This window comes from Vibrio chagasii (assembly GCF_024347355.1).
In the GTDB taxonomy this organism is placed as follows: Bacteria; Pseudomonadota; Gammaproteobacteria; order Enterobacterales; family Vibrionaceae; genus Vibrio; species Vibrio chagasii.
This window is the reverse complement of sequence record NZ_AP025466.1, coordinates 310,687-336,879: the sequence shown is the minus strand read 5'-3', so window position 1 is coordinate 336,879 and position 26,193 is coordinate 310,687. Positions and strand designations below refer to the sequence as shown.

General features: G+C 43.1%; 27 protein-coding genes and 2 pseudogenes. 16 read left to right on the top strand and 13 right to left on the bottom strand.

The features are described 5' to 3' along the window. Positions 1-189: 189 nt before the first annotated feature. Genes OCV52_RS17410 through OCV52_RS17395 form a run of 4 tightly spaced genes read right to left on the bottom strand, consistent with a single transcriptional unit; the run spans position 190 to position 4,793 of the window. Entirely contained in the window at positions 190-2,346 is a 2,157-nt protein-coding gene (locus tag OCV52_RS17410; RefSeq protein ID WP_137407660.1) for a cytochrome c, read from the bottom strand. Beyond that, a complete protein-coding gene (locus OCV52_RS17405) occupies positions 2,343-2,957 on the bottom strand; it encodes a cbb3-type cytochrome c oxidase subunit II (protein WP_181143960.1) in 615 nt (204 codons plus the stop codon). Before OCV52_RS17405 ends, OCV52_RS17410 begins: the two co-directional genes overlap by 4 nt. Then, positions 2,958-4,382 carry a cytochrome-c oxidase, cbb3-type subunit I gene (gene ccoN / locus OCV52_RS17400; RefSeq protein ID WP_137407661.1) on the bottom strand — a complete coding sequence of 475 codons (1,425 nt, stop codon included), beginning with the start codon at positions 4,380-4,382 and terminating at the stop codon, positions 2,958-2,960. A 24-nt stretch (positions 4,383-4,406) separates the two neighbouring features. Beyond that, on the bottom strand, positions 4,407-4,793 hold the full coding sequence (locus OCV52_RS17395) for a c-type cytochrome (RefSeq protein ID WP_137407662.1): 387 nt from the start codon (positions 4,791-4,793) through the stop codon (positions 4,407-4,409). A 371-nt stretch (positions 4,794-5,164) separates the two neighbouring features. On the opposite strand from OCV52_RS17395, the gene OCV52_RS17390 reads away from it, so the two are divergent. Both OCV52_RS17390 and OCV52_RS17385 read left to right on the top strand, forming a co-directional pair. Beyond that, positions 5,165-5,632 (top strand): hypothetical protein, encoded by a 468-nt coding sequence (locus OCV52_RS17390; protein WP_390903405.1) that lies wholly within the window; start codon positions 5,165-5,167, stop codon positions 5,630-5,632. 9 nt (positions 5,633-5,641) lie between these two features. Beyond that, the gene (locus OCV52_RS17385) at positions 5,642-6,661 is read left to right on the top strand and encodes a diguanylate cyclase domain-containing protein (RefSeq protein WP_102422926.1); all 1,020 of its coding nucleotides are present in this window, start codon (positions 5,642-5,644) and stop codon (positions 6,659-6,661) included. 276 nt (positions 6,662-6,937) lie between these two features. Here OCV52_RS17385 and OCV52_RS17380 read toward each other — a convergent pair whose 3' ends face one another. Then, positions 6,938-9,376 (bottom strand): putative bifunctional diguanylate cyclase/phosphodiesterase, encoded by a 2,439-nt coding sequence (locus tag OCV52_RS17380; protein WP_137407664.1) that lies wholly within the window; start codon positions 9,374-9,376, stop codon positions 6,938-6,940. A 3-nt stretch (positions 9,377-9,379) separates the two neighbouring features. Next, positions 9,380-10,417, bottom strand: coding sequence for an ABC transporter substrate-binding protein (locus tag OCV52_RS17375; RefSeq protein ID WP_137407665.1), 1,038 nt, complete (start codon positions 10,415-10,417; stop codon positions 9,380-9,382). Positions 10,418-10,834: 417 nt separating this feature from the next. Here OCV52_RS17375 and OCV52_RS17370 point away from each other — a divergent pair, with 417 nt between their 5' ends. The 7 genes and pseudogenes from OCV52_RS17370 to OCV52_RS17345 all read left to right on the top strand — a co-directional run bounded on the left by OCV52_RS17370 (position 10,835) and on the right by OCV52_RS17345 (position 14,285). After that, the gene (locus OCV52_RS17370; RefSeq protein ID WP_137407666.1) at positions 10,835-11,632 is read left to right on the top strand and encodes a PhzF family phenazine biosynthesis protein; all 798 of its coding nucleotides are present in this window, start codon (positions 10,835-10,837) and stop codon (positions 11,630-11,632) included. A 164-nt stretch (positions 11,633-11,796) separates the two neighbouring features. Next, complete coding sequence (locus tag OCV52_RS17365; RefSeq protein ID WP_137407667.1) at positions 11,797-12,300, top strand: YgjV family protein; 504 nt, start codon at positions 11,797-11,799, stop codon at positions 12,298-12,300. Positions 12,301-12,358: 58 nt separating this feature from the next. Beyond that, a complete protein-coding gene (locus tag OCV52_RS17360) occupies positions 12,359-12,673 on the top strand; it encodes a cupin domain-containing protein (RefSeq protein WP_061031063.1) in 315 nt (104 codons plus the stop codon). A 24-nt stretch (positions 12,674-12,697) separates the two neighbouring features. Continuing rightward, entirely contained in the window at positions 12,698-12,916 is a 219-nt protein-coding gene (locus OCV52_RS17355) for a DUF7661 family protein (RefSeq protein WP_137407668.1), read from the top strand. Between the two features lie 103 nt (positions 12,917-13,019). Next, positions 13,020-13,490 (top strand): GNAT family N-acetyltransferase, encoded by a 471-nt coding sequence (locus tag OCV52_RS17350; RefSeq protein ID WP_137407669.1) that lies wholly within the window; start codon positions 13,020-13,022, stop codon positions 13,488-13,490. Between the two features lie 166 nt (positions 13,491-13,656). Beyond that, positions 13,657-13,836: pseudogene (locus tag OCV52_RS25675) on the top strand (hypothetical protein); the annotation flags it as partial. A 152-nt stretch (positions 13,837-13,988) separates the two neighbouring features. Beyond that, positions 13,989-14,285 carry a hypothetical protein gene (locus OCV52_RS17345; protein WP_137407671.1) on the top strand — a complete coding sequence of 99 codons (297 nt, stop codon included), beginning with the start codon at positions 13,989-13,991 and terminating at the stop codon, positions 14,283-14,285. Positions 14,286-14,397: 112 nt separating this feature from the next. On the opposite strand, the gene OCV52_RS17340 is transcribed toward OCV52_RS17345, so the two are convergent. After that, a complete protein-coding gene (locus OCV52_RS17340; protein WP_137407672.1) occupies positions 14,398-14,895 on the bottom strand; it encodes a fasciclin domain-containing protein in 498 nt (165 codons plus the stop codon). Positions 14,896-15,098: 203 nt separating this feature from the next. On the opposite strand from OCV52_RS17340, the gene OCV52_RS17335 reads away from it, so the two are divergent. Together OCV52_RS17335 and OCV52_RS17330 are read left to right on the top strand one after the other, a co-directional pair. Next, complete coding sequence (locus OCV52_RS17335) at positions 15,099-16,082, top strand: DUF2860 family protein (protein WP_137407673.1); 984 nt, start codon at positions 15,099-15,101, stop codon at positions 16,080-16,082. A gap of 139 nt (positions 16,083-16,221) precedes the next feature. Beyond that, positions 16,222-16,722 (top strand): GNAT family N-acetyltransferase, encoded by a 501-nt coding sequence (locus tag OCV52_RS17330; RefSeq protein ID WP_137407674.1) that lies wholly within the window; start codon positions 16,222-16,224, stop codon positions 16,720-16,722. A 162-nt stretch (positions 16,723-16,884) separates the two neighbouring features. Here the strand turns inward: OCV52_RS17330 and OCV52_RS17325 are convergent. After that, positions 16,885-17,052 (bottom strand): annotated as a pseudogene (locus OCV52_RS17325) (LuxR C-terminal-related transcriptional regulator); the annotation flags it as partial. A 179-nt stretch (positions 17,053-17,231) separates the two neighbouring features. Here OCV52_RS17325 and OCV52_RS17320 point away from each other — a divergent pair. Then, positions 17,232-17,384: a hypothetical protein gene (locus OCV52_RS17320; protein ID WP_198779063.1), complete on the top strand. Its 153-nt coding sequence runs from the start codon at positions 17,232-17,234 to the stop codon at positions 17,382-17,384. A 112-nt stretch (positions 17,385-17,496) separates the two neighbouring features. Here OCV52_RS17320 and OCV52_RS17315 read toward each other — a convergent pair whose 3' ends face one another. The 3 genes from OCV52_RS17315 to OCV52_RS17305 form a co-directional block, all read right to left on the bottom strand. Then, the gene (locus OCV52_RS17315) at positions 17,497-18,153 is read right to left on the bottom strand and encodes a DUF2057 family protein (protein ID WP_137407675.1); all 657 of its coding nucleotides are present in this window, start codon (positions 18,151-18,153) and stop codon (positions 17,497-17,499) included. Between the two features lie 214 nt (positions 18,154-18,367). After that, on the bottom strand, positions 18,368-20,857 hold the full coding sequence (locus tag OCV52_RS17310; protein ID WP_105023378.1) for an EAL domain-containing protein: 2,490 nt from the start codon (positions 20,855-20,857) through the stop codon (positions 18,368-18,370). Next, positions 20,854-21,972: a substrate-binding domain-containing protein gene (locus OCV52_RS17305; RefSeq protein WP_137407676.1), complete on the bottom strand. Its 1,119-nt coding sequence runs from the start codon at positions 21,970-21,972 to the stop codon at positions 20,854-20,856. The genes OCV52_RS17310 and OCV52_RS17305 overlap by 4 nt, the downstream gene beginning before the upstream one ends. 81 nt (positions 21,973-22,053) lie before the next feature. Here OCV52_RS17305 and OCV52_RS17300 point away from each other — a divergent pair, with 81 nt between their 5' ends. The 4 genes from OCV52_RS17300 (at position 22,054) to OCV52_RS17285 (ending at position 24,568) form a co-directional block, all read left to right on the top strand. After that, a complete protein-coding gene (locus OCV52_RS17300; RefSeq protein WP_137407677.1) occupies positions 22,054-23,148 on the top strand; it encodes a substrate-binding domain-containing protein in 1,095 nt (364 codons plus the stop codon). Between the two features lie 83 nt (positions 23,149-23,231). Next, entirely contained in the window at positions 23,232-23,753 is a 522-nt protein-coding gene (locus OCV52_RS17295; protein ID WP_261900892.1) for a transposase, read from the top strand. Beyond that, positions 23,734-24,279 carry an IS3 family transposase gene (locus OCV52_RS17290; protein ID WP_261900891.1) on the top strand — a complete coding sequence of 182 codons (546 nt, stop codon included), beginning with the start codon at positions 23,734-23,736 and terminating at the stop codon, positions 24,277-24,279. Before OCV52_RS17295 ends, OCV52_RS17290 begins: the two co-directional genes overlap by 20 nt. A 70-nt stretch (positions 24,280-24,349) precedes the next feature. Then, positions 24,350-24,568: an IS3 family transposase gene (locus tag OCV52_RS17285; RefSeq protein WP_086738441.1), complete on the top strand. Its 219-nt coding sequence runs from the start codon at positions 24,350-24,352 to the stop codon at positions 24,566-24,568. A gap of 77 nt (positions 24,569-24,645) precedes the next feature. On the opposite strand, the gene OCV52_RS17280 is transcribed toward OCV52_RS17285, so the two are convergent. Next, on the bottom strand, positions 24,646-25,713 hold the full coding sequence (locus OCV52_RS17280) for a sulfate ABC transporter permease (RefSeq protein ID WP_137408222.1): 1,068 nt from the start codon (positions 25,711-25,713) through the stop codon (positions 24,646-24,648). Position 25,714: 1 nt separating this feature from the next. Beyond that, a complete protein-coding gene (locus tag OCV52_RS17275) occupies positions 25,715-26,191 on the bottom strand; it encodes a hypothetical protein (RefSeq protein ID WP_137408221.1) in 477 nt (158 codons plus the stop codon). Positions 26,192-26,193: the final 2 nt, after the last annotated feature.

The window sequence follows — 26,193 nt, the reverse complement described above, 5'->3', positions numbered from 1 at the left end:
TTGCGTATTATGCACTCGGTGTCATCTTTGTTCTGCGAGATTGATCGCATTATGTGCAAGTCTGCTTAATTGTGTAATCAGTTAGTTATAATTGTGTTGTAGTGGCAAGGGCATTTAAAGCGCAAAAGAAAAGGAGACACCTAGGTCTCCTTTGGTCGTTTGCAATTCACTTTCTAAGTGATAGATCCGCTAGCGGATGTTGATGTTGTTATCTCTGCGGTCATACATGTCAGGTGTGGTATGTAACCCACCCGCGTAACCCGCTGCCTCTAGGGTTTCTCTCACTTCACGAACGTGTTCTGCGGTGACTGGTTCTTCTCTATCACCGAGATGTAATCGGACGAAAGTGATCAGTTCGGCTAGCCTTTGATCAGACAGGACATCTTCAAAGCTCGCCATTGGCATGAAGTTTCTGTCTTTGTCGAGATACGTAGGTTGTAAGCCCCTTACCGTTACCGCAATGGTGTTGAATGGGTCACTGTGCATGATGATGCCGTTATTCAGCAGAGTAGGGGCGATAGGGTCGCGACCTTTACCATCGTCACCATGACACGCACCACAGGTTTGGCGATAAGTCGTGTAGATCTCGGCAGCGTATGACTCTTCATCAAAGCCCTTCGGCTCTAACGGCACCGCGTCACTGCTTATGGTGTTGTTGGTATCACCGTTCAACAAGTAGTAGGACATCGACTCGATATCTTCACGTGTCATCAAGCTCAGGCTATTTTTCACTACGTCAGCCATACCAGCGAAAGCCGTGCCTTTGTCTGAGTGACCTGTGTGTAGGAAGTCGGTGAGTGTTTTCTCATCCCAGCCGTCGATATAAAGCTCGTTTGCGGTAATATCGGGCGCATTCCAGCCATCGATTAAGTTACCTTGGAAAATGCGCTCAGGTATTAGAGCTTGTGCAATATTTCGTGGTGTATGGCACTCAGAACAGTGACCAAGCCCTGCAACCCAATATTTACCTTGTTGCCACTTCTCGACATCATCAACCTTATCTTTGAGTTCCTCTGGTACTTGATAGTCGACCGGATCGGTATCCATGAATACGATATTCCAGCCAAGCAGACCTAGGCGAATATTCGACGGGAACATCATGCTGTTGTCGTCATTGCGTCTTGGTACCGCTGTGATGGATTGCATGTACTCCCATAAATCGACCATGTCTTGATCTGTCAGATATTGATACGAGGTGTAAGGCATAGCAGGGTACAAGTAGCCATCTTTACCTTTGCCATCAACCAAGGCGGCTCTGAAGTCGTCGAAATCATAGGTTCCGATACCTTCGGTAGTGTGAGGAGTAATGTTGGTTGAATAAACTGTGCCAAAAGGAGTGACAAACGGCAGGCCACCAGCAAAGGGTTCACCACCTTCCGCGCTGTGACAAGCGACACAGTCGCCAGCATGCGCCAAGTACTCCCCGCGCTCAACTGACTCTGAGTTCAAGCTTGCAACCCTCTGTTGTTCAGCTTCTCCTGCATGTCGGATGTAGGCGCCTAGAGCCAGTATCTCGTTTTCGGTAAGTTGGTTATCAAACGCTGGCATCAGGTTGTTCAAGCCATAGTTAATCGTATGTTGAATCTCTTCAATGCTACCCCCGTGTAACCAAGTGTCATCGGAAAGATCGGGAACCCCAATCTCTGGGTTAGCAATTGTGCCATCAGCGTGGCAAGACGAACAGTATTGGACAAACAAGCTTTTACCGAGTTCGACTTTAACCTCAGGCACATCGGTATGGCGTTGGTTTAGAGACGCTAGATAGTAAGAAACCTTTGCCACTTCATCTGGGCGCATGATTTCACTCCAACCCGGCATTGCACCATTTCGCCCCTTGGCAATGGAATGGATTAACGCTTCATCGCTACCGCCATATAGCCATTCTTGGTCGATCAGGTTAGGGAAGTGTTTTTGGCCTTGACCGTTGTCGCGGTGACATGCGGCACAATGGGTTTGGAATAAGATCTGACCGCTGTTTACGATCTCAGGTACCTCTGCTAACCCAGCTAAAGTGGTTTCACTTGTTAGGGCAAACTGCTCATCGAGGCTTGTAGTGGGCGAACTGAGTTTATCGTCACTTTGCTGCCAATCGACTAAGCCTTCCCATTCACCAATCCCTGGGTACAACACGAGGTAGCCTGCGGAGAGCGAGAAAGCGACAGCATAACTGACAAACAGTAATTTAGGTGGCGGTGCGTCTTTTTCTTCAATGCCGTCAAAGGTGCCAACGGTGTGGTCTTCGTCGGCCTTGTGATTACTACGCCAGTACTTAACGACAACGGATACCATTAGAACAAAGAATATTATGGTTAAGAGTGCCGCCCATAAGTTCCAAAATGTGCTCATTGTGATACCTCCTGTGACGTATCTTTACCTAGGCTTTGCAGGTATCGAATTAAGGCTTCGCCTTTGGTTTTACCTCTAACCTGTAGTCTTGCATCACCAATTTCTTGGTCGGTATATGGAACACCTAGTGTACGTAATACCTCCATTTTCGCACTGATATCATCCCCAGTGAGTGTTTGTTCAAACAGCCAAGGGTAAGAAGGCATGATAGAAGTAGGCACGACTTGTCGAGGGTTGATTAGATGTATCACATGCCATTGATCAGAATACTTTCTTGCTAAATTGGTTAGGTCAGGACCAGTACGTTTAGAACCCCACAAGTTAGGAAACTCATAGATATCGTCTGCTTCTTGGTTTGGGCGTCCGTTACGTTTGATTTCTGGGTCAAGAGGGCGCACCATCTGCGTGTGACAGACGTGGCAGCCTTCGCTGATGTAGATATCTCGACCGGCTAGCTCGATAGCGGTTAACGGCACAGCGAGGCTGTTTTTAGCGATATCATCTCCTCGAACGATGTTTGGGACCACCCAAACTACCAGTGAGAAAGAGGCGACGACTACGGTGGTCAAAATTAGAATGACCAACGAGTGGGTAAAGTCTTTACTCATGATTTATGCCTCCCCATTTGCTGTGCGTTTAACATCAAGCTCAGCTGGCATGCGCACCGTTTTGTAAAGGTTCAGTGCCATTAAGAACAAGCCAAGTACGAATAGAGCACCACCAAAGAAGCGCAGGAACAGCCAAGGTGCTTTGAAATCCATCGCTTGCACAAAACTGTATACGAGCTCGCCGTTGTCGTTTTGAGTGAGCCACATGTAGCCTTCACCAATACCCGCTACCCACAATGCAATGGCGTAAATAGCCACACCTGCGTGCGCGAGCCAGAAGTGCCACTTGAGCATCCTTGGTGACCAAAGTTCGGTTTTGCCCCATAAACGTGGGATGAAGTAATAGAATACGGCGATACCCGACATCGCTACCCATCCGAGAGCACCAGAGTGGACATGCCCGATAATCCATTCGGTGTTGTGTGCAACCATGTTGAACCAACGAATAGCGAGCAGTGGGCCTTCGAATGTGGCTAAGCAGTAATAGAGAATCGCCGAAAAGAAGAATAAAAGACTGTAGTCGGATTTAAGTTTCTCTTTGTTTTGCAGTAGAGTCATCGCGCTGTTAAACGCACCTGCCCACGATGGTAACCAGAGGATCAGTGACATCACGATACCAATGTTTTGTACCCACACCGGAACGGAAGAGTAGACGAGGTGGTGAGTACCAGCCCAAGTGTAGAAGCCAACTAAGCCCCAGAAGTGAATCACGGATAATCGGTACGAGTAGATAGGGCGGTCAGCCGCTTTGGGTATGAAGTAATAGTTCATACCGATGACGCCAGCCGTCAGCAAGAAACCTACCGCATTATGTCCCCACCACCACTGTACGATGGCATCTTGAGCTCCCGCGAAGACGGAATAGGACTTCATTGCAGATACGGGCATCGCGAGATTGTTGACGACGAAGATCATCGCGATCACGATAATAAACGCTGCAAAGAACCAGTTTGCCACGAAGATGTGGTCGACTTTTCGTTTGGCTATCGTGCCAAAGAACAACACAGCATAAAGTACCCAAACGAGCACAATAAGCAAATCAATTGGCCACTCTAGTTCTGCGTACTCTTTTGACGTGGTGTAACCCGCAGGCAGAGAGATAAGCGCCAGTAGTAGCACAAGTTGCCAGCCCCAAAACACCATCCATGACAAGCTCTTATTGAAGAGCTCACAATGCCCGGTTCGCTGTGCGATATACAATGACGTCCCCATCAGGATATTGACGACAAACCCGTATATGACGCCAGAGGTGTGTAAGGGACGAAGCCTACCAAACTGAAAGTACTCCGAGTCGAAGTTTAAGATGGGCCAATACAGCTGTGCAGCGAGAATCACACCGATGATCATGCCTAAAATAGCCCAGATTAAGGAGGCGATAATAAAGTACTTCACTACCTTAATGCTGTACTGAGTTGTCACTTGTTCCATAACAAGGCTCCTTGCCTAGGGTTTTTACTGGCTGACTGTGCTAGAGTCGCTCACCGACTTTGATTCGCTACCGAGGTTCGAATAGAAATAAGAAATATCGCGGATGTCTTGGTCCGAGAGCGTATCGGCTTGTTGCTGCATAAGAACCGCCAGTCCACTGGTTCTTTCTCTTGTTTGATAATCTTTTAACGATGATATGAGGTAGCCCATCTTTTGACCACGAAGGTTTGGGTAAGGGTCTTGTGTTGAAATGCCGTCATCACCATGGCAAGTCATACACACCTTGGCTTTTTGTTTACCTAATTCGAATTGTTCTTGGTTGATTTCAGCTGAAACAGGAAACATGACCAGCGTCAGTAAGAGGGGAGACAGTGCCGCCATGGGGTTAAACTTTTGCTTATTTAAACTCATTATCGATTCCCTTGATTATGAATTGAGTAATTAACTTAAGAGAGTTAGACAATATTGGCTGGTGATATTTAACGGCTCACAGCATTAAATCGGGCTATTAAAATCACTTACGTTCGATTAAAGGTTATGCAGTGTCACGGAATATCGCTACTAAATGACCCATCTTTCTTGTCAATTTTATCAGTCACTACGTATTCACACGGGGAATTGGATTACTGAGGGCGTAAAAGAGCTCGTTTTATTTCAAAGACTCTGTAGATTGTCGGAATAAGGTTTGATCGGGTATGAGTGAATGTTTTAGGAAAATTAAGCCATGGTTAGGCGAGTCATACGAACAATTTGAACTAGACTCAATTTAGTGACCTTTTTAAATGGAGTTTAAAATGAGATCTACTCTTCTTGTCTTCCTTTTATCGTATTCGCTGTCTGTGCTTGCATCTTCGAATTTATCCGTTTTCGAGCATACGGGTAAAAAGCATGAATTGAGTCGAGAGCAACTACTGCAGTTACCTCAAACTGAAATCACAACAGCGCTTCCATGGAGTGAAGGTGAATATGTATATGGTGGCGTTACTCTGCAGGTCGTTTTAGAAGGTTTGGAGTTATCGATGCCACCTCTGGTTACTATTGTGGCTCTAAACGATTATAAAGTGGCGATACCAAAAGAAGATTTTTATGACCATCAGCCGATTATTGCGATTAAGCGAAATGGTCAGTTTATGCCGGTGAGAGAGAAGGGGCCGTACTGGCTGATCTATCCCTTGTCGTCTAAGCCTGAAATCAACAATACCGATTTCCACGCAAAAATGATCTGGCAGATACGAGATATTCATTTGTAGAGGGCTATCATGAAAAAACTGTTTCCCTTGTCTACCATCAAGATCGCCGTTTTGGCATTGGCTGTGGTGGTGCTTAGTGTGAATATCTACAGTGTTACGCGTATTAACGATATCAATAAGAGTTTTTCGAGCCGACAAAACGAAGCAACGTGGTTTGTTTTTCAATTGGTAAAGGAATATGCGAATTTCATGATGGTGAGCCGTTCAGGTAACCTCAATTATGATGAATTGCGGTTAGCCTATGATATTACCTGGAGTCGTTTTGATATTTTACTAAACAGCAATGAGTCTTCTAACTTCATTAAAGCTGCGAACTTCAAGCCTTATTTCTCTTCAGAATTTGAAAAGTTTAAATCGTTAGAGTCTTCAATAAAACTCGTTCAGGAGGGGGAGTTGTCGAGGGAATCACTGCAGAAAAAAATCGCTATTTGTTACGACACGCTGGTGGACTTTATTAATGAAAAATTTCGACTGCAAAGTCCTGTGATTGAAGAGAATACCTCATTAGTCGAAAGGCTGGTAAAAATGCACATGTTTAGTAGTGTGCTTCTCGCATTAGTTCTGATCGCGACTGGCATAATTTTTTACGCTGATTTTTCAGCTAAAAGAAGGCTTTACACTACAGACTTCATCACAGGATTCCAAAATCGTGTTTCCTTAATGAAATTTATTAAACATAATTATCCCAAAGAGAGTAATTTTGATCTCTATTTTGTTCGCATAAGAAACTTGAGTGAAATTAACCAGAAATATGGCCTTGAATATGGTGATTTGGTAGTGAGCTCAGCTGCTAAATCTTTGTCGGCCAAGATTCCAGAGAGTACGGTTTCATTTCGTAGCAGTGGCAGCCAGTTTTTATTCTTTATACCCGAGCACCTCTACGCGAGCAATGAGATACAAGAACAGTTTAAAGACGTTCTGAGTGACTATATTGCAGCTGGTAACTTAGAATTGATGATTGATGCTGTTGTGAGGCACAAGAAGAATATCAGCTCCAAAGATATGATGGAACTATTAACCAATATGTAACGTCACAGTGAGGGTCATAGCTTAGCTTTTATTCGCCTTTTATTAATCCCGTAGAGTCACTTTCTGCTTTCCTGACGGTACGAAGTACATATCAGAGAGCTTTGATTCTTTATATGCCCTCGTGGTCAAAAACGTCTTCCCAAGCCCCCAGAAGCTATTGAATACAGCATCCCCCTAGATTTAGGAAGAAGGCTCGAAATAAAGCTAGATTGTTTGTTAGCGTTGGTAGGCGACAGCACTGCTGTTAATGCAAAAGCGCTTTCTCTCTTTCGCTTTTTATTGGTTGCTTTTCTGGCACAGTGCCACGATACGATCTTCATTGATCTCGTCAAGCATCGAACATTGCTCTAGGAAGGTATTCGGCTTGTGGTCGCAGATGAACTCGATAAACTCAGTGTAAGTGAGTGGCTGGCTAAACAGATAGCCTTGTATCAGGTCACAGTTGGCTTTGCGCAGGTACTGGTACTGCTCTATACATTCAACGCCTTCTCCGACCACCAAGGTGTTACAGGAATGTCCCAAATTAACCATTGATTCCACCATTTTACGGTCCGCTTTGTCATAGACGATATGATCGATAAAACTCTTATCAATTTTAAGTTCGTCGACAGGGTAATGAAGCAACTGATTAAACGCCGTGTAACCTGTGCCAAAATCATCGAGTGACACTTTTAGCCCCAGGCCTCGGATGCTCTCAATTGTCTGCACCGTCAGTTTGGTGCTTTTCACATAACTGGTCTCAGTGATCTCAATGATGATATTGCCTGGTGGCACTTTAAAACGTTCTATTACCTTGCGAATGTTGTCTGCGAAATTACGGTTATAGAGCTCCATCGCCGAGATATTGATAGATAAGGTACCTTTGTATTTATGGATATCGGAAAGCTCTTTGTAGCTTTTAATCGCCATTCCTATTACCCACATATCGATTTTCGATATCAAGTTGCTTTTTTCTGCGACTGTTACAAATTCGTCTGGTCCAGCTTTGATATCAGCGAGAGCAGGACAACGAATAAGACATTCAGCACCATCGATTTCTAATGTCTTTGCATTAAATATGGGCATAAAGCGTAGCTCAAAGTTATCGCTCTCACAGCACTCTAAAAGCCTTTTCTCGATAATATCGTGTCTTTTTAAGGAATGGATGAGCTCTTCGCCATAAACGATGCGACTATCTCCGTCACTGTGAGCCTTGGCATTTATCAACATTGCATCGATACAACGGTGCCAGATCTCTTCAAATTTAGGGGTGTCAACCGGGAGCACGCCCGTAGCGATAGTTAAACGAAAGCCATAGTAATCAAGGAAGGTTGTGCCGGTTAAGGCGTTATTGATGTTCTCGATCTCTTCGTTTATCGATTGGTGTTCAGCCATTTCTAGTATGGCGATGAATTGATTGCCTCCCAGCCTTGCCAATGAATAATCACTGCAACTAAAGCCAAAGGAAGATTGTTGATTTTGTAACGTTTCTCTAAGTGCTTTCGCCAAGCTAATTAGCACGTTATCACCGACTTTTGCGCCGTATAGGTCGTTAATCTTCCTAAAGTCCATGATGTCCCAGCAAACTAAGTAGCAGCGTGTACTCATCGAGCTTTTTAGGCGCACATCAAGATGTCGAATGAATGAGCGGCGGTTAGCCAACTTAGTAAGTTGGTCAAATTCAGCTTCAAATTTCAGTTCTGTTAGTGAGTCGATATACGCATTCTTTAGCCCGTCAATCTCACTTTGTCCTGATGAACGTTTAAAGTACCTGAGTTTGAGCCCTCCAATCGATATTTCGTGGAGAAGGTCTTTGAGCGGACGCACCAATTGGTAACGCACTACCAAATGAACAATGAGCATGATAAAAGATAAAGTCGCTAGGAATCCTAAGAAGGTGTGCTGAGCGATCATGGCTTTTTCAATGTTAAATTTCTGTTCTCGAATGTTGACTTGAGCAAGGAAGTGACGACTGTTCATTTGAACGTTAATACTGTCTTTATTCTGTTCAAATGACTTGATAATAAACTGAGTGTTTTCAATGTTTTCTACTTCATTTGATGGTTCAATCAAAAGTTGCATGTTGTCGTCGTCATTATAGCTAATGAGCAAGTTTGAGAGCTGCTTTAGCGGACCGTCTGCAATTAAGATGTATCGGTTTGAGCTTGTGTTGGCTCGTTTATCTTGAGGAACTAGGTAAGGGTCGATGGCGGCAACATAGGCATATCTTAATCCACCATTAACCGATATGTATGAAAAGCCCTCTTGGGATAGTTCAGTTTGGTTGATTAATGAGGTGTAAATGTCGAAGACCCGCTCGTAGATACTGTCCGGTATCTTTAAGTCTTCAAAAGGGTCAACTCGTAATGTCGATAGTGTGAGTTTAAATTTTGGATCAATGATGTAAATGTTGCGTTGACCGAACTGATTAACATGGCTTTGATTGAGAACTCGCAATACTCTTTTTTCTAAAAGAGATAGGGTTGTATAGTCAGTAGGATTTTGAATGTAACGCAAGAATTGTAACGATGAACTGATATCTTTGACGAGCAAAGATAGCCCCAATTGCTCATATTCAGCCGCAACCAGCGCGGTATTAACATCGGACTGCACTTCGTCTAAGTACATGTGCTTGGTGTGGTTTGAGGCGAAGTTGTAGGTAATGAATCCCGAGACTGCGAATACGAGTAGCAGTGCTGGGATAAGTACAAAATACAGTTTCTTCAATACAGGCATTTCTTATCTCAAACTATCAACAATACGATTACGAATTTGAAGGCTATTGGGTTCAAGGGGCTGATACAGATAGCTGCGTTCTAGTACTTCTTGGCTAGGGAAAAGCTCTGGGTCGTTTTGATACTCTAGAGAGGTCAAAGCCTTAGCTTTTGAGTTTGGTGTGGCGAACCAGGAGTCCATTGCGTTTTGAGCTGCAATTTCGGGTTGTGACAAAAAGGAGAGTATCGTTGATGCTTGTTCTGATAGTTCTCCGTTGTTAATCGCTGCGATGCACTCCAACCAAAGGGTTGTGCCTTCTTGAGGAACGATATAGGCCCATGATGCTTCGGGATCGACCTCATTCAATATGTAACTGTCTCCAGAATACCCGTAAGCCAAGTCTATATTGGCCAGTCTTTCTGGGCGGTGGATATAGTCGACGACGTATTCATTACTCTCAAGGTGGGGCTTTTGAGCTTGCAAGGTTTTGTAGGCAACTCTCAGCTCCTGCTCATTGTTTGTGAATGGTTCGAATTGGTTGAGTAGAAGTGCAGCACTCACGAGATCTGTTGGCTCGTAATACATACTAATTCGGCCACTGTTTTCGGTTTCAGGATCCAATATGGCTTTCCATGAATTAGGAGTGTCGACTTTATCGCTACGGTACAATATGCCCGATGTTCCCCAAGCATAAGGGATGCCATAGTCGCCGCATCCATCAACCCATCGAGAGTCAAAGTTGTTTGCGAGAGATTGCTGCATGCCACTGAGGTTGTGAAATAGGTTTTGCTCAGCCAACGCTTTGAGCTTCATACTCTCGATCACAACCAGTTCAAAGGCACCGCGGCGTTCGCTCAATAGGACTTCATCACGAATCGATTCGTCTGAAAAGTATTGCTGTTTTAATGCAATGCCATAGGTGTCATTCAATTTTTCAATGACGCTCTCGGATAAAAACTCATCCCAATTGTAGAGATAAATTTCATGTTGTTGACCAAATACTAACCCAGGCGAAAAGGATGCGGACACGAGAACTGAAACATAAACATAAAATGCCTTCACTGACGGATTCCTTTCTCTTCTTTGTTTAACTAGATCCTAGCGCAAAATTTGAGACCTGCTTCAAATTTACGCCTCTAATTTTACTTAAACATTATGCTGCGCACGCAATTGCCTAGGTTTTACTTGAAGTAAAACCATCAGCATGGTGTTAGTTAGCGCTATCCCAATCGCTAGGTTTTCGATATGGAGCGGCGGTGAGAAGCGATAAAACAAAGCGCTGAAAAAGGAGGAGACGCTCCTGAGCAAGCTTAATGGGTCCATTCTTCTAAATCATGCTGTTGTTCGATAACTCATTATTTATCATTGGCTTATTCTATCGGTCACCCCTTGAGAAATTTTGACTAATGACTTGTGGCACAAGGAGTTTGTGCTTATTGTGGTCGAACGTTGTCATTCATTTCAATCGTCGGAGACATTGTGGATTTAGAAATATATCAAGTCGATTCATTCACTAGCCAAGCTTTTAAAGGCAATCCTGCAGGTGTCTGTATTTCTCAACACGTGTTGGATGAAGCATTAATGCTTTCTATTGCGGATGAGATGGCGGTTCCAGAAACGGCTTTCCTTGCGTTAGAATCTATGACTCTTAAGTGGTTTACGCCGGAAGTAGAAGTTCAGCTGTGCGGGCACGGCACTTTGGCGACGGTTCATGTGATGAAAGAAAAAGGACTAGTAAAAGCCAGTGACAGGGTCGTATTTCAGACCTTATCTGGTGATTTAACTGCCACAGTTTGTGACTCGTCCATCGAGTTAGACTTCCCGTGTACTCAATTATCAAGTGTAGAGGTTGATACTAGGCTGTTGGAACATCTAGGTATTGAGAACAGTCAAGTGTTGTCATACATGGAGTTCGACTCTAAAACGTTTATCGAGGTGACCAATGAGCAGGTTGTTTTAGACCTAACCCCCAACTTTGATGCCCTCAAGAAGATGAAGGGTAGAGGTGTTGTGGTGACCGCGCTTTCATCCAATATTGAGCTTGATTTTATCTCTCGCTATTTCGCGCCTTGGGTTGGCACGAATGAAGACCCAGTAACTGGCTCGGCGCACTGTGCTCTCACGCAATACTGGTCTGAGAAACTGAATAAGTATTGTTTTAATGCATACCAAGCCTCTCGTCGTGGAGGCTATATTTCGACAGAACTTCTGGCTAATGGACGCATAAAGTTGATTGGCTCTGCGAAAACCGTGATCAGTGGGCGCTTGAAGGTTTAGATATCACATAGGCCGCTAAAACGAGTCAGTAATTCAAAAAATAATCGTGTAGCCCATTTTTTTAGGTTACAAATGGAGGGTTCATACGAGCGCTACTGGCTATTGAGCTGCCTGATGAATCCTAGCGAGGTCGTTAAACCTAAGTTATTGTTGAAGGAATCACTGTGTCTGCTTTTTATCTATCTCAAGTTTTAGTCGCCATTGCGATTTGCTTTGATCTCCTTTCGTTTCAGTTTAAAGAGCGTAAGAAGATTGTGACTTGCCTGTTTTTTGCCGGTGTACTGATTTCAAGTCACTTTATTCTTTTGGAGCAGTGGACTGCGGCATGCTTGATGATTATTGCCACTATCCGTTATTTAACGAGTGTGTTTTCCACATCACCTAAATTCAAATATCTGTTTTGCTCTCTGTCTGTGGTTGCTACTGTCTTTACCTTCTCAGGGTTAACTAGCGTATTGAGTTGCTTTGCATCAATGTTCCAAACATTTGCTGCTTTTAACAAGGATGACCGTCGACTTCGAGAGCTAATGATCATCGGCACCAGTTTTTGGCTTGTTCATAATTACTTAGTTGGCTCTCCAACAGCGGTTGTTATGGAAGCCTTATTTATTGGCAGTAACTTGCTTGGCTATTACCGTTTTTATTTCAGGAAGAACGTAGCTGCTTAGTGTGTTGTGTCATTAACACCTCACAACCTTTGAGCGGCTAAAAAAACAAGGAAATGCTATGTCAAATATCTACACGGATATCCCTTCGTCGATACCTAATGAAATATTTAATGACTTGATAGCGAATGACAACATTCGGATAGAGAGGATACTTTCACATGGACACAGTTCTCCTGAGGAGGGTTGGTACGATCAAGAGGAGCATGAATGGGTTCTGGTGCTCGAGGGACAAGGCGTTATCGAATTTGCTGATGGTCGTATTGTTACTTTGTCTAAAGGGGACTACCTCAATATTCCCGCCGGTGAAAAGCACAAGGTTCAGGGGACTGACAAAGACTCTGTTACGATATGGCTTGCGGTGTTTTATCGTTGATTTTGGGATAGAGGTAAAGAGCGTATGTGGCGAAAATTTCAGGTTTTTCACCAGAGAATGTCGGTACAGAGGCAAAACGAAGAGTGGCTACTTTATCGAGAATCGGAAACTTCAATACGATCTCGAGTTTATGATGTGATTATCCCTTCTGATTTAGCAGAGGAAGAGTTTGCGCGTTATTTAGCGGATATTTATCATGAGTTTGCTTCAGAAAAATACCCATCAGTGACACGTATTCTTTAATGTGGCTAGTGAGTGTCCCATTGCAACTATTTATCAACTGATGCCTGTTTGTAGAGTAACAAATCCAATAGTTAGAATCTGAAAGCAACCAAAGGAAGAGAGTGTGGTTAGAATTCGAAATTATCAAGAAAGTGACGCCAAAGCGCTATGGGAGATCTTTTTTTACACGGTTCGCAACGTGAACATACGAGATTATTCTCAAGAGCAAGTCGAGGCTTGGGCACCAAGTGGTTTTGACTTTGCGTTGTGGCAAAAGCGTATGGTCGGGTTAAAACCTTTTGTCGCTGAGTTAGATGGTCATATTGTTGGCTATACTGACTTACAGCCGAGTGGTTTAGTCGACCATTTTTTTTGCCATCATCAATATCAGGGGCGAGGTGTGGGCCGAGCGTTGATGGAGCATGTGTTCACGATAGGGCAACTTCGTGGGGTATCAAGATACTTCTCAGAGGTAAGTATCACCGCGAGGCCATTTTATGAGCGTATGGGTTTTAAAGTAGTGAATGATCAGCAAGTCGATATGCGTGGAGTAACGCTTACGAATTTCGTGATGGAAAAGGTTATCGATAAGTAGGTTTATGTTAAGAGCGAAGATTGTGAAGAGGAACCGGCCTAAAAGGATTATTAAACCTTTTTAAGGGTAAATTTTGCTGATCTACTGATATTGTCGATGAGTTCAAATTGTGTGCTAGCCAATTTGTCTAATTTTAAAGATTGAATGAATACAAGGAGTGTTGTTCATGAGTCATGTGAGTAGATTAAAAATATACACATTAGTGTCGATGTTTTCTTTTGCAATCGGAGTGTTAGCCTTGCAATCTGGGGTCTCTGGGTTGTTTCCGCTCTTCGTCGTGGTTATTTCATTTTTTTCTTTTGTCATTAATTCATTCCTTTGTTTATTCGGCAATAAATATGAGAATGCCAAAGAATAAATCTCGAAAATGATTATCGAAAATCTCTTCTAAGTCTCAATTGTGGGACAGATCTTGATGGTGTTTTTGCAATTGCGCTAAGATTTCCTCTTTAATTTCAATGTACTATTCGGTTCGATTGAAAAGAGTGAGGGTAGTACGTGGGAATCGAAGCTTTAGCATTTGTTATGGATGCGCTAGTCACGGCATGTTGTATGTACATTGCATCTAAACTGTCGTTTGTGGTGGCGGATTTTAAGTCTCTTCTAACGATAGCGATTATCGTATCTCTAGTCTCTATGATTCCGACGGTGGGGTGGGTTCTAGGGCTTATACTGTTCGTATTTCTACTTGGGAAGGCAACTCATTCGAGTATTGGTGACTGTATTTGGGTGGTGGTGTTTACCAAAGTGGTGTCGATGGCCGCGTTTCTGATATTTGGCCGACTGTTTGTATAACCCAATATCCACTTAATATCTAAAGTGATAAGCCAAAATCTAATGTTCGAATAGAAAAGACGTGTGACATTGTCACACCTCCTAAATCTCTTTTAACGGCCATTGGTGTCTGTTACTTAGTTAACAGTACAGCGTCAATGACATGTATCACACCGTTGCTCGCTTTAACGTCTGCTGTTACGACGTGAGCTTTGTTGATCATTACAACACCATGGTCAGTACTAATTGTGACTGGCTCACCCTGTATGGTGACTGCGCTGTCTAGTTTTACCACATCTTCAGCCATTACTTTTCCTGGCACTACATGATAGGTGAGTACTGCGACCAGTTTGTCTTTATTTTCCGGCTTCAATAACATATCTACCGTACCTTCCGGTAGAGCGGCAAACGCTTCATCTGTTGGTGCAAAAACAGTGAACGGGCCTTCTCCTTTCAGTGTATCCACTAATCCTGCTGCTTTTACTGCCGCTACTAACGTTGTGAAAGAGCCATTATCAACCGCTATATCAACGATGTCTTTTTTCATACCATGATGGTCAGCATTGACAGCCGTTGATAAAAGAAGTGATGCGGCGAACAGCGACAGGCTTTTATATAAGTTTTTAAGCATATTGGGTTCCTTTCAGTTTTTCCTTTGTTTCCGAGGCTTGTTACGAAAGGCCGAGCACGATAGATCATATCTACGTCACGCTTGAGACATTGCCCTATCCCGAAAACTCAACAAAGTGGGGATGTAGAAAGGTTAAATACTTGTTGTAATTCTAAATTTGTACATATATTTAATGGGTGATTATTCAACTAGTGGATGTGAATATGAGGTCTGTTTTACCTGTAGTACTTTCCGCGGCTGTTTCTATGCCAGCGTACAGTGGACTAGCTCCTAGTGAGGGCTTTAGTGGTAACTTTAGTGTCTTGGCTGGGTTCTATTCTGACAGCAGTAATTTGAGTACTGAACAAGACTCAAACCAAGCAACCAATACCATGGAAGGCGATAGTGAGAATCAAGGCTTACTTGGTTTTCTTGGAACTGTTAAATATACCTTTGGTGAATCCCTTACTCACCAAGTTTATGCCGGTACCACCCGAGAAGATATTGCGACCGGTACTATTGCTTTTGAAATCGGTTATCGACACCAACTCTCTGGCGGAACCATATTAGATGTTTCCGTGTTACCGACACTTATCTCCGGCAAGGCTTGGTCTGATCCTTACGCTGTTGGTGTGAATCGAAACGAAACTGATGTAAAGGGTAACGTGGGCCGCCTACAACTGACTAACATCGGCGGCACTGCTTTCCAAACAGATTTTGCTATTGGTGAGTCTGATGTTGATGATGAACTGTCAGGTACCCAAAGTCTGTCTACACAAGAAGCCGCACTCCTCGATAGAGAAAGAGCTTATTTATATGCTAAGGCAGGCTATCGCTTCATTCTGCCTAATCAGGCCGGTTTGTTAGTACCTTCTATGGTGTATTTCAATTCTGATGCGGAAGGGGGGGCTCTGAGCTTTGATAGCTACGGTATCGAGTTGAACTACGCTAAGCGAATTGGCCGTCATGGTTTTGTTGTTACGTTAGATGCGAATGACCGTCAGTATGATGAAGCTAACCCAATCTATGGAAAAACTCGTGAAGAGAACGAGTATGGTGCCTTTTTAGCGTATGAATTTGGTGGATTGCTGGGTTACAAAGATTGGTCGTTTATTACGTTACTTGGTCTAAGAGCCATTGATTCCAATATCGATTTCTATAACTCTGAACAGGTATTGGCAAGCGTCGGCATCGACTATAAATTTTAACGCAGATCGCCACCATAGCTGTGCAGTTCTAAGTTAACTTCATTATTTCGGGTACTTACACTTTTTATGGTTGTAGGTGCTCGCTGCTATTCGTAATATGAAATCCAGACAATACATTGAAACTTATTAAGGAAGCGATTTGGATATACAAATTAGACATTTAGAAGCAACGGATAGCGAAGATTTATTCGATATTTATCGCCGCCCTTCAGTTTCAGAAAACACGTCACAAAAACCATACCTCAGTTCTGATCAAGTGGATCGGCTATTTGGTCATTCAGACCATTTTACGTTGGTCGCTGAATCATCCGAGAAAGTCGTAGGCCACATTACCTTGTTTATGACGACTAAAGTAAGGGACCGACACTGCGCAGGGCTTGCTATTGCCATTCATCCGGATGTTCACGGAAAAGGGGTTGGTAAAGCCTTGATGCAAGAAGCCATCAATCAAGCGGATAATTGGCTAAACCTAGTTCGCCTGGAGTTAGAGGTTCATGCCGATAACCACGCTGCGATTGCTTTGTACGAACGCGCTGGCTTTCAGTTAGAGGGGACTAAGCGATTGAGTACCTTCAAAAATGGCAAGTACATTGATATGTTGCTGATGTCGAGAATAAAGCCTGAATATCTAGCATCTTGAATTCGCTTTAGGTGATTGAATTTATAATCTGAATAAGAATTAAATTACCGCTGTAAAGCCATAAAGCCCTCAAACTGCAGAAGTTTGAGGGCTTTATGATTTTGTTATGAGTTGAGGTGTGTTGACTAACTAGCACGAGCACTGTTTTTTGGTAACAAGCATTTATGGATTATCAATACCGAAGCCATTACGAAGCGCAAACTGGATTAGCTCCATATGGTTATCGAGTTCGCGGATATCTAACATTCGATATTTGTGTGACTCGATAGTTCTTGGGATTAAAAACAGAATGTCGGCACATTGCTTAGCGGTGTAACCTTGCGCCAGTTGCCAAGATAAAATCCCAGTAGCGTATGGTTTACGCTAAATGATTGAAAATAAAATACCTACAACTTTATAGGTAAACTACAGGTTAGTGTTCTTTTGGGAACATACATCAGACCTTGGAGTAGATAACTTCTGCCTGATATTTATAAATTTAATTTTGAGTAAATGGTGTTGTTATAAAAATGGCTGTTTTGGAATACAAAGTGTGTGGCATAGGTGAGTGGGTAAAAACAAGAATATCAAGCCGTTGCGCTCATTTGCTTGCCGCTGAATACGAGTTGATGGGATGGCCAATCAAAATCGACGGAGAAGTGTTTTCTACTGAGAACGCGTAGTGCAAACGCGCACCAATAGGGCGAATATGGAAACGTAGTTTCCCTGAAGTTGATACAAAAAAGCTGGCGATTGAATGCCAGCTTTTTTATTTAGAAGATCAACAAATAGGGTTTACTTGTTCACGAACTCTTTGAATTTTTGCTTGGTTTCAGCGTCGGCTTTTTCATACCAGAAGTACAGCATTTCTTCGGCCGTGTTAGACGCGTTGCCATAAATTTTTGCTGGTAGTGTTACTGGCTGAACAACTGCAGCGGCTGTAGCACCTGTCGTTAATGCGGCAATACCACCTGTACGGTTGTATTCTTTCGCTTCTTGAGGGTATTTACGGCCAATCTGCATGCCATCTTTGGTTAATTTGTCTTGCTTAACACTGATTGTATGTTGGTTCTCATCAACCAGTTTCCAATCTAGGTTCTGAAAGCCTTTTCTCGCTTCGTTAGCGTTGCGGAACTTCGGCATGTCGAACGTTACTGTTGTGTCTGTCGCGTCAAAAGTAGCAATAATTGCGTCACTATCAACAAACTCACGGTCGTTACCTTGACTAAAAGCAAGCTGATATTGGAAAACGATTTGGTTTACACCGTCTGGCACGGTGATCGTTTTGCTTGAAGAGAAAAAACCACCCTCAAGATCAGGTTTAGCCTCATTAACCGCTAAGACTTCAACTAGAGCATCTGCGCTAGAAGGAACTTCAATTTTTACATCAGCTAACACTTGTGGTGCTGCGATAATTGTGGAAAGCAGCGCAATGGATTGTAATGTTTTCATAATCATACAGTTATTGGTGTGAGATATTTTACAATCTCACGCAAAACGAAGTTTTTCAAGTTGCCTTCTCTCCATTTGGTAAAATTCACCGAAACTTAACTTAAACCTAATTGCTGAGTATATCACCTTTGCATTTTTTGCTCACATAAGGATGGTGTGGCCCCTGGTGCTCACTTATGCTGGGGCCTGAAATGGGAGTAAAAACTTCTCAAAGTTAACTTTTTGTACTGGTGAGGTGTTTGCTTGTTAAACTATAACTTCCCATAAAGTAAGAGATCCAATCATCAATAGGCAATGGTCGAGCAAAGAAATAGCCTTGCGCATATTTACAACCTATCTGACGTAATGTTTTTACATGGCTTTGTGTTTCAAGTCCTTCTGCTATGACTGAAAAATCAAGTATCTGCGCAAGTTTTAACACTGCACATGTGATCTCGTAATCGACCTTGGATGAGTTGATGTCTTCGATAAAACTACGGTCTAACTTAACGCAGTCAGCGGAGAGGTTTTTTAGTACCGAAAGAGATGAATATCCGGTACCAAAATCATCTATTGCGATCTTATAACCTTTGGAATGAAGCACTTCTATGGTTCTCGAACAGGTTTCGAAGTCTCGCATCATATCTCTTTCTGTTATCTCAAGTAGCAACTGATGCGGTTTACAGTCGGTTTCATCGAGTATGACTTGAAGTTGTTCCGCAAGGTCGGTCATGTAAAACATTCGTGCAGAGAAGTTGATAGAGAAAGTCACCCTTTCTAAATTGATTCCAGAGCGCTGCCATTCAGTAATCAGGTTCGCCACTTTCTTAAATACCCATTTATCGATGTCGATAATCAGGTCACTCTTTTCGGCCACTTCCAAAAAAGCCACTGGTGGAAGTAGACCGAGCTTCGGGTGTTGCCAACGAACAAGTGCTTCAGCCCCAATGATCTCTTGCGAATCTAAATCGACTTTTGGTTGGAAAAATACTTCTAATTCATCGTTCGCAACCGCTTGATGCAGACCCATGTTAGTTTCGATGAGATCATTCACTTCGTGGGTCATCTTATCGGCATAAACGCGGTACTGGTCTCTGCCATTACGCTTAGCATGATACATGGCGGTGTCGGCGTTTCGAACTAAAGTTTCACCGTTAGCGCCATGAGTGGGGTATTCACATACGCCGATACTGGCTGCAACAAATATTGAGTTGTCTTCGGTATAGTAAGGCTTACGAAGTGACTGGTTTAAACGCTCTGCCAGCTGTTCGCCTTCACTTAAGCTGATGTTAGAGAACACGACCATAAACTCGTCACCGCCCATTCGTGCAACAAAGCCGTTATGGCCAACTAGGGTGGTTAGGATATTAGATACATTGATAAGTAGGTTGTCACCTTGTCCATGACCGAGAGAGTCATTAATCGTTTTAAACTCGTCGATATCTAAATAAAAGAGCAAGAAACAGGTATCCTGTTCACGTGAACGTTTGATCTCTTCATCCAGCTTTTTTGTGGCTAACAGCCGGTTCGCTAACCCTGTTAATGGGTCGTGGTGGGCGAGAAAGTCGAAGTTCTTTTTCTCTTCAGTCAGTTCTAGATAAGCTTCAGACAACCTTCCTGCCATGTCATTGTAGGCTTTCTCCAAATGAGACCACTCATCGCTTCTGCCAAGTGCGATAGGTTCTCTTAAGCTACCAGATTCTAAGCGGTCAAAACCGTGCTTGAGTGCATTCAGTGGTTTTTGAATGTGATTCCTTACCACATAGTTAAGCAGTAGTAGAGATAAGATAACGGCAGAGAAACTGATCATAATGGCGTTAAGTCGTGATTCTCCGATCTCTTCTTCCAGTTGAGCGGTAAGCACCAATGCTTGATTTTGAACGCGTGATTCCGTGTTCTCAACCATTTCGAGCAAGTCGCTTTGCGCATCTAAAAGCGAAGCCATCACTAGCCAGCGTTGCTCAAGGTTGGCACGAATTCGTTTCAGCGCCGCGTTATAGCGTTTAACTGTTTTCTGAATGAGTTTCTTCTGTTCAATGACTGCTGCTGTCTCAATATCAACGTTTTCTAAGTGCAGTAAGAATATGTCGAGCTCTTTTTCGACTTTAATCAAAAGCACTTTTTCTGTTTCTGGCGTAATGCGGCTATGAATATCACCGACCATTTTTCCTGAAGTAAGAAAGGACTCTCTCAACATGTTCATGAGATCGAGCTCGTTGTTATAACGAATAAAGTCATGTTGGTTGAGGTGCTTCAGTTTGCTGTCGGCAATCGCAAACTCCAGTTGGTTCAATTGTGCTGCTAAGGTGGCATCTATTTGATTGGTTTGCTTGAGTATTCGATTGAGTGCAAGTGAGCTACCCAAGAAACGATGGAAGTTATCAATGAACGCGTCGATCTTTTGCGAAAAACCTTCGTTGGTCGATAAATCTCTGAGCTTTTGAAGTTGGTAGTCAACGTTAAATGCTTCTTCTGATAAGGTGTTTTCACTGAACAAAAAGGTCTGTTCAAGTAATTTCACTCGAGAGGTAAGCGTGAAAACTCGGCGGCTGATCTCTGAGTTCACAATCAATTCAGATACATGTGTTGAGGTTTCGTTTTTAAGTGTCGACTCGACATAATATAAAGAGCGAATCACCATGATCACTGCAAGGCTTACGATAAGTAGCGAAATGAAGTTGGAGATGATGAAGCGCTGGGTAATGTTTATTTGATTCAGTTTCATTGCGGCTTCCAAATATTCAGATATGCTTCACGGTAGCCATTTTTAGGGTCATAAATGCCAGTCGCTTCGTTGTTAATCAGCTCTGCGACGTTGTTTGGAGTTACGAGGTGAACAGGTGCAGAATAACCACTCGGTGGCATGCTATTGAATGCTCTGTTGAGTTCGTCAACGATTTGCCAACCTTGCAGGTATAAAGGCTCTGGAACAGTCGCTGATTGGAACTGATCTTTGTTGATTCGCTTGTAGGCGGCTTTGCTACCATCTCCCGCTGAAATGTTGTTTGGGATCAGTTTATTTTCTTCTAGGTTAGATTCTAAAGAGGGGATGGCATAGTCGATGTACAGATCGTTTATCGCCAAAATATGAGTGATATTGTCGCCGTGTTTTTTTTCTAGCATCTTCAAGGTAGCAGGCATTTTTTGGTCGATTTGGTCGAGTGGAAGGTAGATAAGTTCCAGAACATCACATTTACGACACTGCTTGATGGTGTCGACCATAGCGTTAGCCTTAATCATCGCAATTTCGTAGTTTGGATCTGTGAATACTACTATTTTTGCTTGTTCATCTGAGTCAACAATCGCAAGCAGCGCAGCAACTTCAGCGACATCTAATGGATCGGTCGTGATATTCGTGAAGAGACCAATATCAGGGTTTCCACCTGCGAGCTCCGTGGCGTGCCAGCCAATGATAGTAATTCCCAAATCTTGAGCTTGTTTTAAGATCTTCTGGTGTCGGACAGCATCAATTCCACCAAGCACGATAGCATCTGGCTGAAAACCTATCGCTTTTCTAATGGCTGCCCCTTGGCGTACTTCAGAGCCAAGACCGTCGATAAAACGCAGGTGCCAATCAATGTTGGACATCGCTTCCGATAAACCTTTTCCTACACCATAGACACCCCCGTTGCGCAGATCTGACGCAACAAAAATAATGTTCTTTTCATGGCGTACGGCAGGACCTTCCGTTGGGCCTCCCCATATGACTTGATTTGATACGGCACGTGTGACTTTGTTTTCGGCGTATTTGAAAAATACGTCCTCTGGATACTCTGCAAAACTCGTTGAGCTGCAAGTGATAGCAAGCAATAAACTCGCAAAGTGAAATATTCTATTCATCAGCTCTATAAAAGTCTTTAAATTATTACCTCTCTATATTTATAATATTGTTAATAAATATTCAAACACTTGGTAACATTTATGCTGGGTCAAAATTATAAAATTCTTTTACCTCTGCTTCTAACTACTTGTTTTATGGTTTCACTGCCTGTGAGCGCTGATGGGGAAAGGCCTGACGGTGATTTTGAAAAACTTGAAAAATTTCAAGAGACTGTAAGCGGAGAGCCCATTTCTGTAGCATCGAAATTTTCTGAAAAGCCCGTAAGGATCGCTTTAATTTATCCAAGTGCAGATATTTCTGATTTCTGGATACGTAATTTCATCGCGTTGAAGGAAAGATTGATTGCCTTACAGCTCAAATTTGAGATTGATGAATTTACATCTAGGCAGATCGAACACTCACTTCAAACTCAATACACCGAGCAAGTACTCAGCTCTGAAAAACCATATGACTTTGTCATTTTTGGACCATCAGAGTTGGATATACAAGCCGGTAATATCCAAAAACTGTCGGCTTCCTCTGACTTTAAAACCTTCATTTGGGCATTTCACACGCCAAACGAACAGTGGACTCACCAACCAGATAGTTGGTTTGATTTTTCCAGTGAAATGGGAGCCGAGGTGCTGTGTGACCACGTGGTCAAAGAGCTAGGTAACGACGTGGAGTTTTCCGCTAACCGAGGTATTCCAGGTATTACAGATACACAACGCTCTCAAGGGTTTATTGATTGTGTTGAAGATAAGGGCGATTGGTTAACGGTTTATGAGCATTTTGGGCAGTATCAAAAAATTGGTGGTGCTGATGGGATCCGGTTGGTCTTGGGTAACTTTCCAGAAGTGACTATGGTTCATAATGCGAACACGGCAATGACGATGGGCGCTGTAGATGCGCTAGGCGAAGCAGACAAGCTGTCTGATATATATGTGACAGGTTGGGGTGGAACCGCAAAAGAGATAGAGAAAATCCGATCTGACGAGCTTGATGCAACGCCAATGCGAATGAGTGATGATCTGGGGGTTGCCACTGCAGAAGCCATCAAGTTTCACTTGGAAGGCCGACAAACAGAAGTACCTTTGGTTTATCTAGGCAGAATCACCGTGGTGCACAACAAAATGGATGATGAAGAGTTGAGCCAGTTAACTCGAGAGGCTTTCCGTTATTCAGGCAAAAACTAGTGCACTGAACGTTACCGGTACTCCAGCAGTGAAAAAGTGAACTGACCCCCAATAGTTGGACACCAATTATTGGAGGTCTTTTTATGTCCAAATATAGCCGAGAGCTAAAATGTATCATTGCTAAGCAATATTTAGATGGCACGTCATCTCGCTACTTCGCAAAACAATATTCAATCCCTTCAAGACAGATACGGTATTGGGCTCAAGTCTTTGCCATCCATGGTACTGATTCATTTTTACCAACTAAGCATGCTGCTTCTGCTCAGACAAAGCGAAAAGCATTGAATTTAATGTGGACGAATAAATGGTCTCTCACGCACACTAGCGCAGTATTAAACCTCTCATCCCCTGGGATACTCTCTGTCTGGCTCAAAAGATTTAATGAGCTCGGTATCAAAGGGCTCAAAATGCGCCAGAAAGGAAGACCCTCAATGAAACAGCACCCTCAACGTACGACTAAGCCTGATAATGAAATGACACTTGAGGAGCTAAAAGAGGAATTGGTCTACTTGCGAACCGAGAATGCCGTTCTAAAAAAGTTGGAAGAGTTGGAGCAGGAAAAAAACGTCGAACAAAGAAAAAGCGATGATAGCTCTAACTCTTAAAAGCAAGTACCCGTTAAAGCACTTACTGCACACTCTACAGCTAGCAAAAAGTGTCTTTTATTACCAGGCTCAAACGAGCAAGCGCCCAAATAGCTACGAACGTGAGCTGCGGTTGATAAAGTCAATTTATCATGAGCATAAGGGACGATACGGCTACCGCCGTATTCACTTGGAACTAAAAAATCAGGGGTTCATGCTTAATCACAAAACGGTTCAAAGGCTTATGGCTCAGCTCAACCTTAAATCGACGGTCAGGATTAAAAAGTATCGTTCATATCGAGGAGAGTCTGGAACAGCAGCTCCTAACGTGCTTGAAAGAGATTTTAGTGCGACTCAACCCGATGAAAAATGGGTAACTGATGTCACGGAGTTCAAAGTAAAAGAGCAGAAAGTATACTTGTCTCCCGTTGTCGACTTGTTTACTCGGGAGGTGGTTGCTTATAGAGTGGCCAAAAATGCCTGCTTGCCGCTTGTCACGGATATGCTGGCGGAGGCTATATCAAAGCTGAAACCCAACTATACATAGCGATCAAGGTTGGCAATATCGCCATCGACAGTATCAGAAAAAGATAGCGGAGAGTGGGTTAACGCAAAGCATGTCGAGAAAAGGTAACTGCTTGGATAATGCGGTTGCTGAAAACTTTTTTGCTTTACTCAAAACAGAGATGTATCACAACCAAAGCTTTGAAGATGCAGATGCTCTGATAGAGCAAATTAAAGAATACATCGAGTACTACAATACCAAACGTATAAAAGTGAAACTAAAAGGCCTGACTCCGATAGAATATCGAACGCAGGCCTTGAAAGCCGCTTAACAGAAATGTCCAACTTTACGGGGTCACTTCAGTCTTGGGTTTTTCGCTTTACTGGTTTTGTGTTTTCTCAGTAGAGGTTAGAAGACGAAACTCAGCATAATGGTATAGAGCACTGCATCTTTATCATCAAAAGTACCCAGCGGGTAGAAGTCTTCAACAAAGGCGCCGTTTGTCTTACGAGCTTCAAAGTATTGTACCTCACCATTGAGGGAAACGTTCGGCAATACGTCGTAATCGATACCAATCAAATAGCTGTTGCCTGTGAGGTGTTCGTTTGAGTCAAATTCAGCACCATAAACGACATAAGGCGTAAACGAATTCAATCTGTAGCCTAGACTTGCATACATCGATGAAGAGAAGTCACTGATTTGTCCTTCACTTGATAGCACCGCTTGACCAAATTCATACTCAGCACCCAAAGACCAAAGCTGGATGTGTTGATTGTCTGCAGTGGGTAACGCACCAACGTTTTTAATCTTAACGGTCTGATCAAAGTTGGAGTCGAGGAAGGACAAATTCCAACGATAGTTCTCTCCACTTAACTGAAGGTTGGCACCAAACATGCGATTGGTTTCAAATTCCAGTTCTGTACTCGAATTAAAATCAACTTCGTTTTTGTCTTTTACGCCAAAGAAAGGGGAGAGTAACAGCGTTGCCTCATCACTCACATCATGAGTCCAGCTGACTTTAATCCCGTTAAATGCGGTTATACCTAATACGGCGTTATACACTTCTGTAGGTGGCCTTGCCGTCATGTAGGCTTGCCCAACATAGTAGTACTCAGATGCAAGGAAGAGAGGCAGTCTCAATCGCCCGATACTGACATCAAAATCATTGAATTCATAACCAAGGTAAGCCCATTCTAATTGCGGGTCACTCCAGTCGTACTGAGGAGCTTTAACAACTTGTACCGACGCTTTAAATGAGTTGTAGAAATAGTCGAGTTGGACACCGAAACTCGTATCGCAATCGTAACAACTTTCATCGGTAAATCCGCGATTAATAATCAATGGATTATCGTTGTCAGATGTTGCCCAAGAGGTGGAGCCAAAGCCACTCAAGGATAAGTTATCGGTGAGTTCGATAATGGCGAAAGCCGGAGAAGCAATTGAAGCACATAGTACTGACGTAATTATTCTTTTCATGTTATTTCTCCGAACTTATAACGTAGAGAACGTTGGCATTTTGAGGTACCGAAGAGAGTGGGGAGTAACCAATACGGTTTGGTTTGTCATCGAGCCAGTCCACTAAGCTGTCTGTTGACGCCGTTTTGATTTCTCTTGGATAACGAGCTTTTCCTGAAAAAGATAAACCGGCCCAATGAGCATTCATTTGAGCGGCGTTCTTTCCAAGTAATAGTTGGTAAAATTCCTCTCTTTCAGCACTGTTTTCAGGCCAATCTGACAGTTCTACACGTTTGCCGTTAAGACGTTTGGTTTTTCCTCGATATAGCTTTCTTGCTTTGTTAATAGAAATCGCTTCAAACTCTGTGTCTAAAGAGAATATGGCGTAGTCTTCCGCTGCATGAGCTGGGCTAACAATAAGTAGACTTCCTAATAGCCCTAGTACGGCGATGAACGCAGCTCTGCACTGGAATGTTTTTATTGTTTTCTTCCAATCCATTG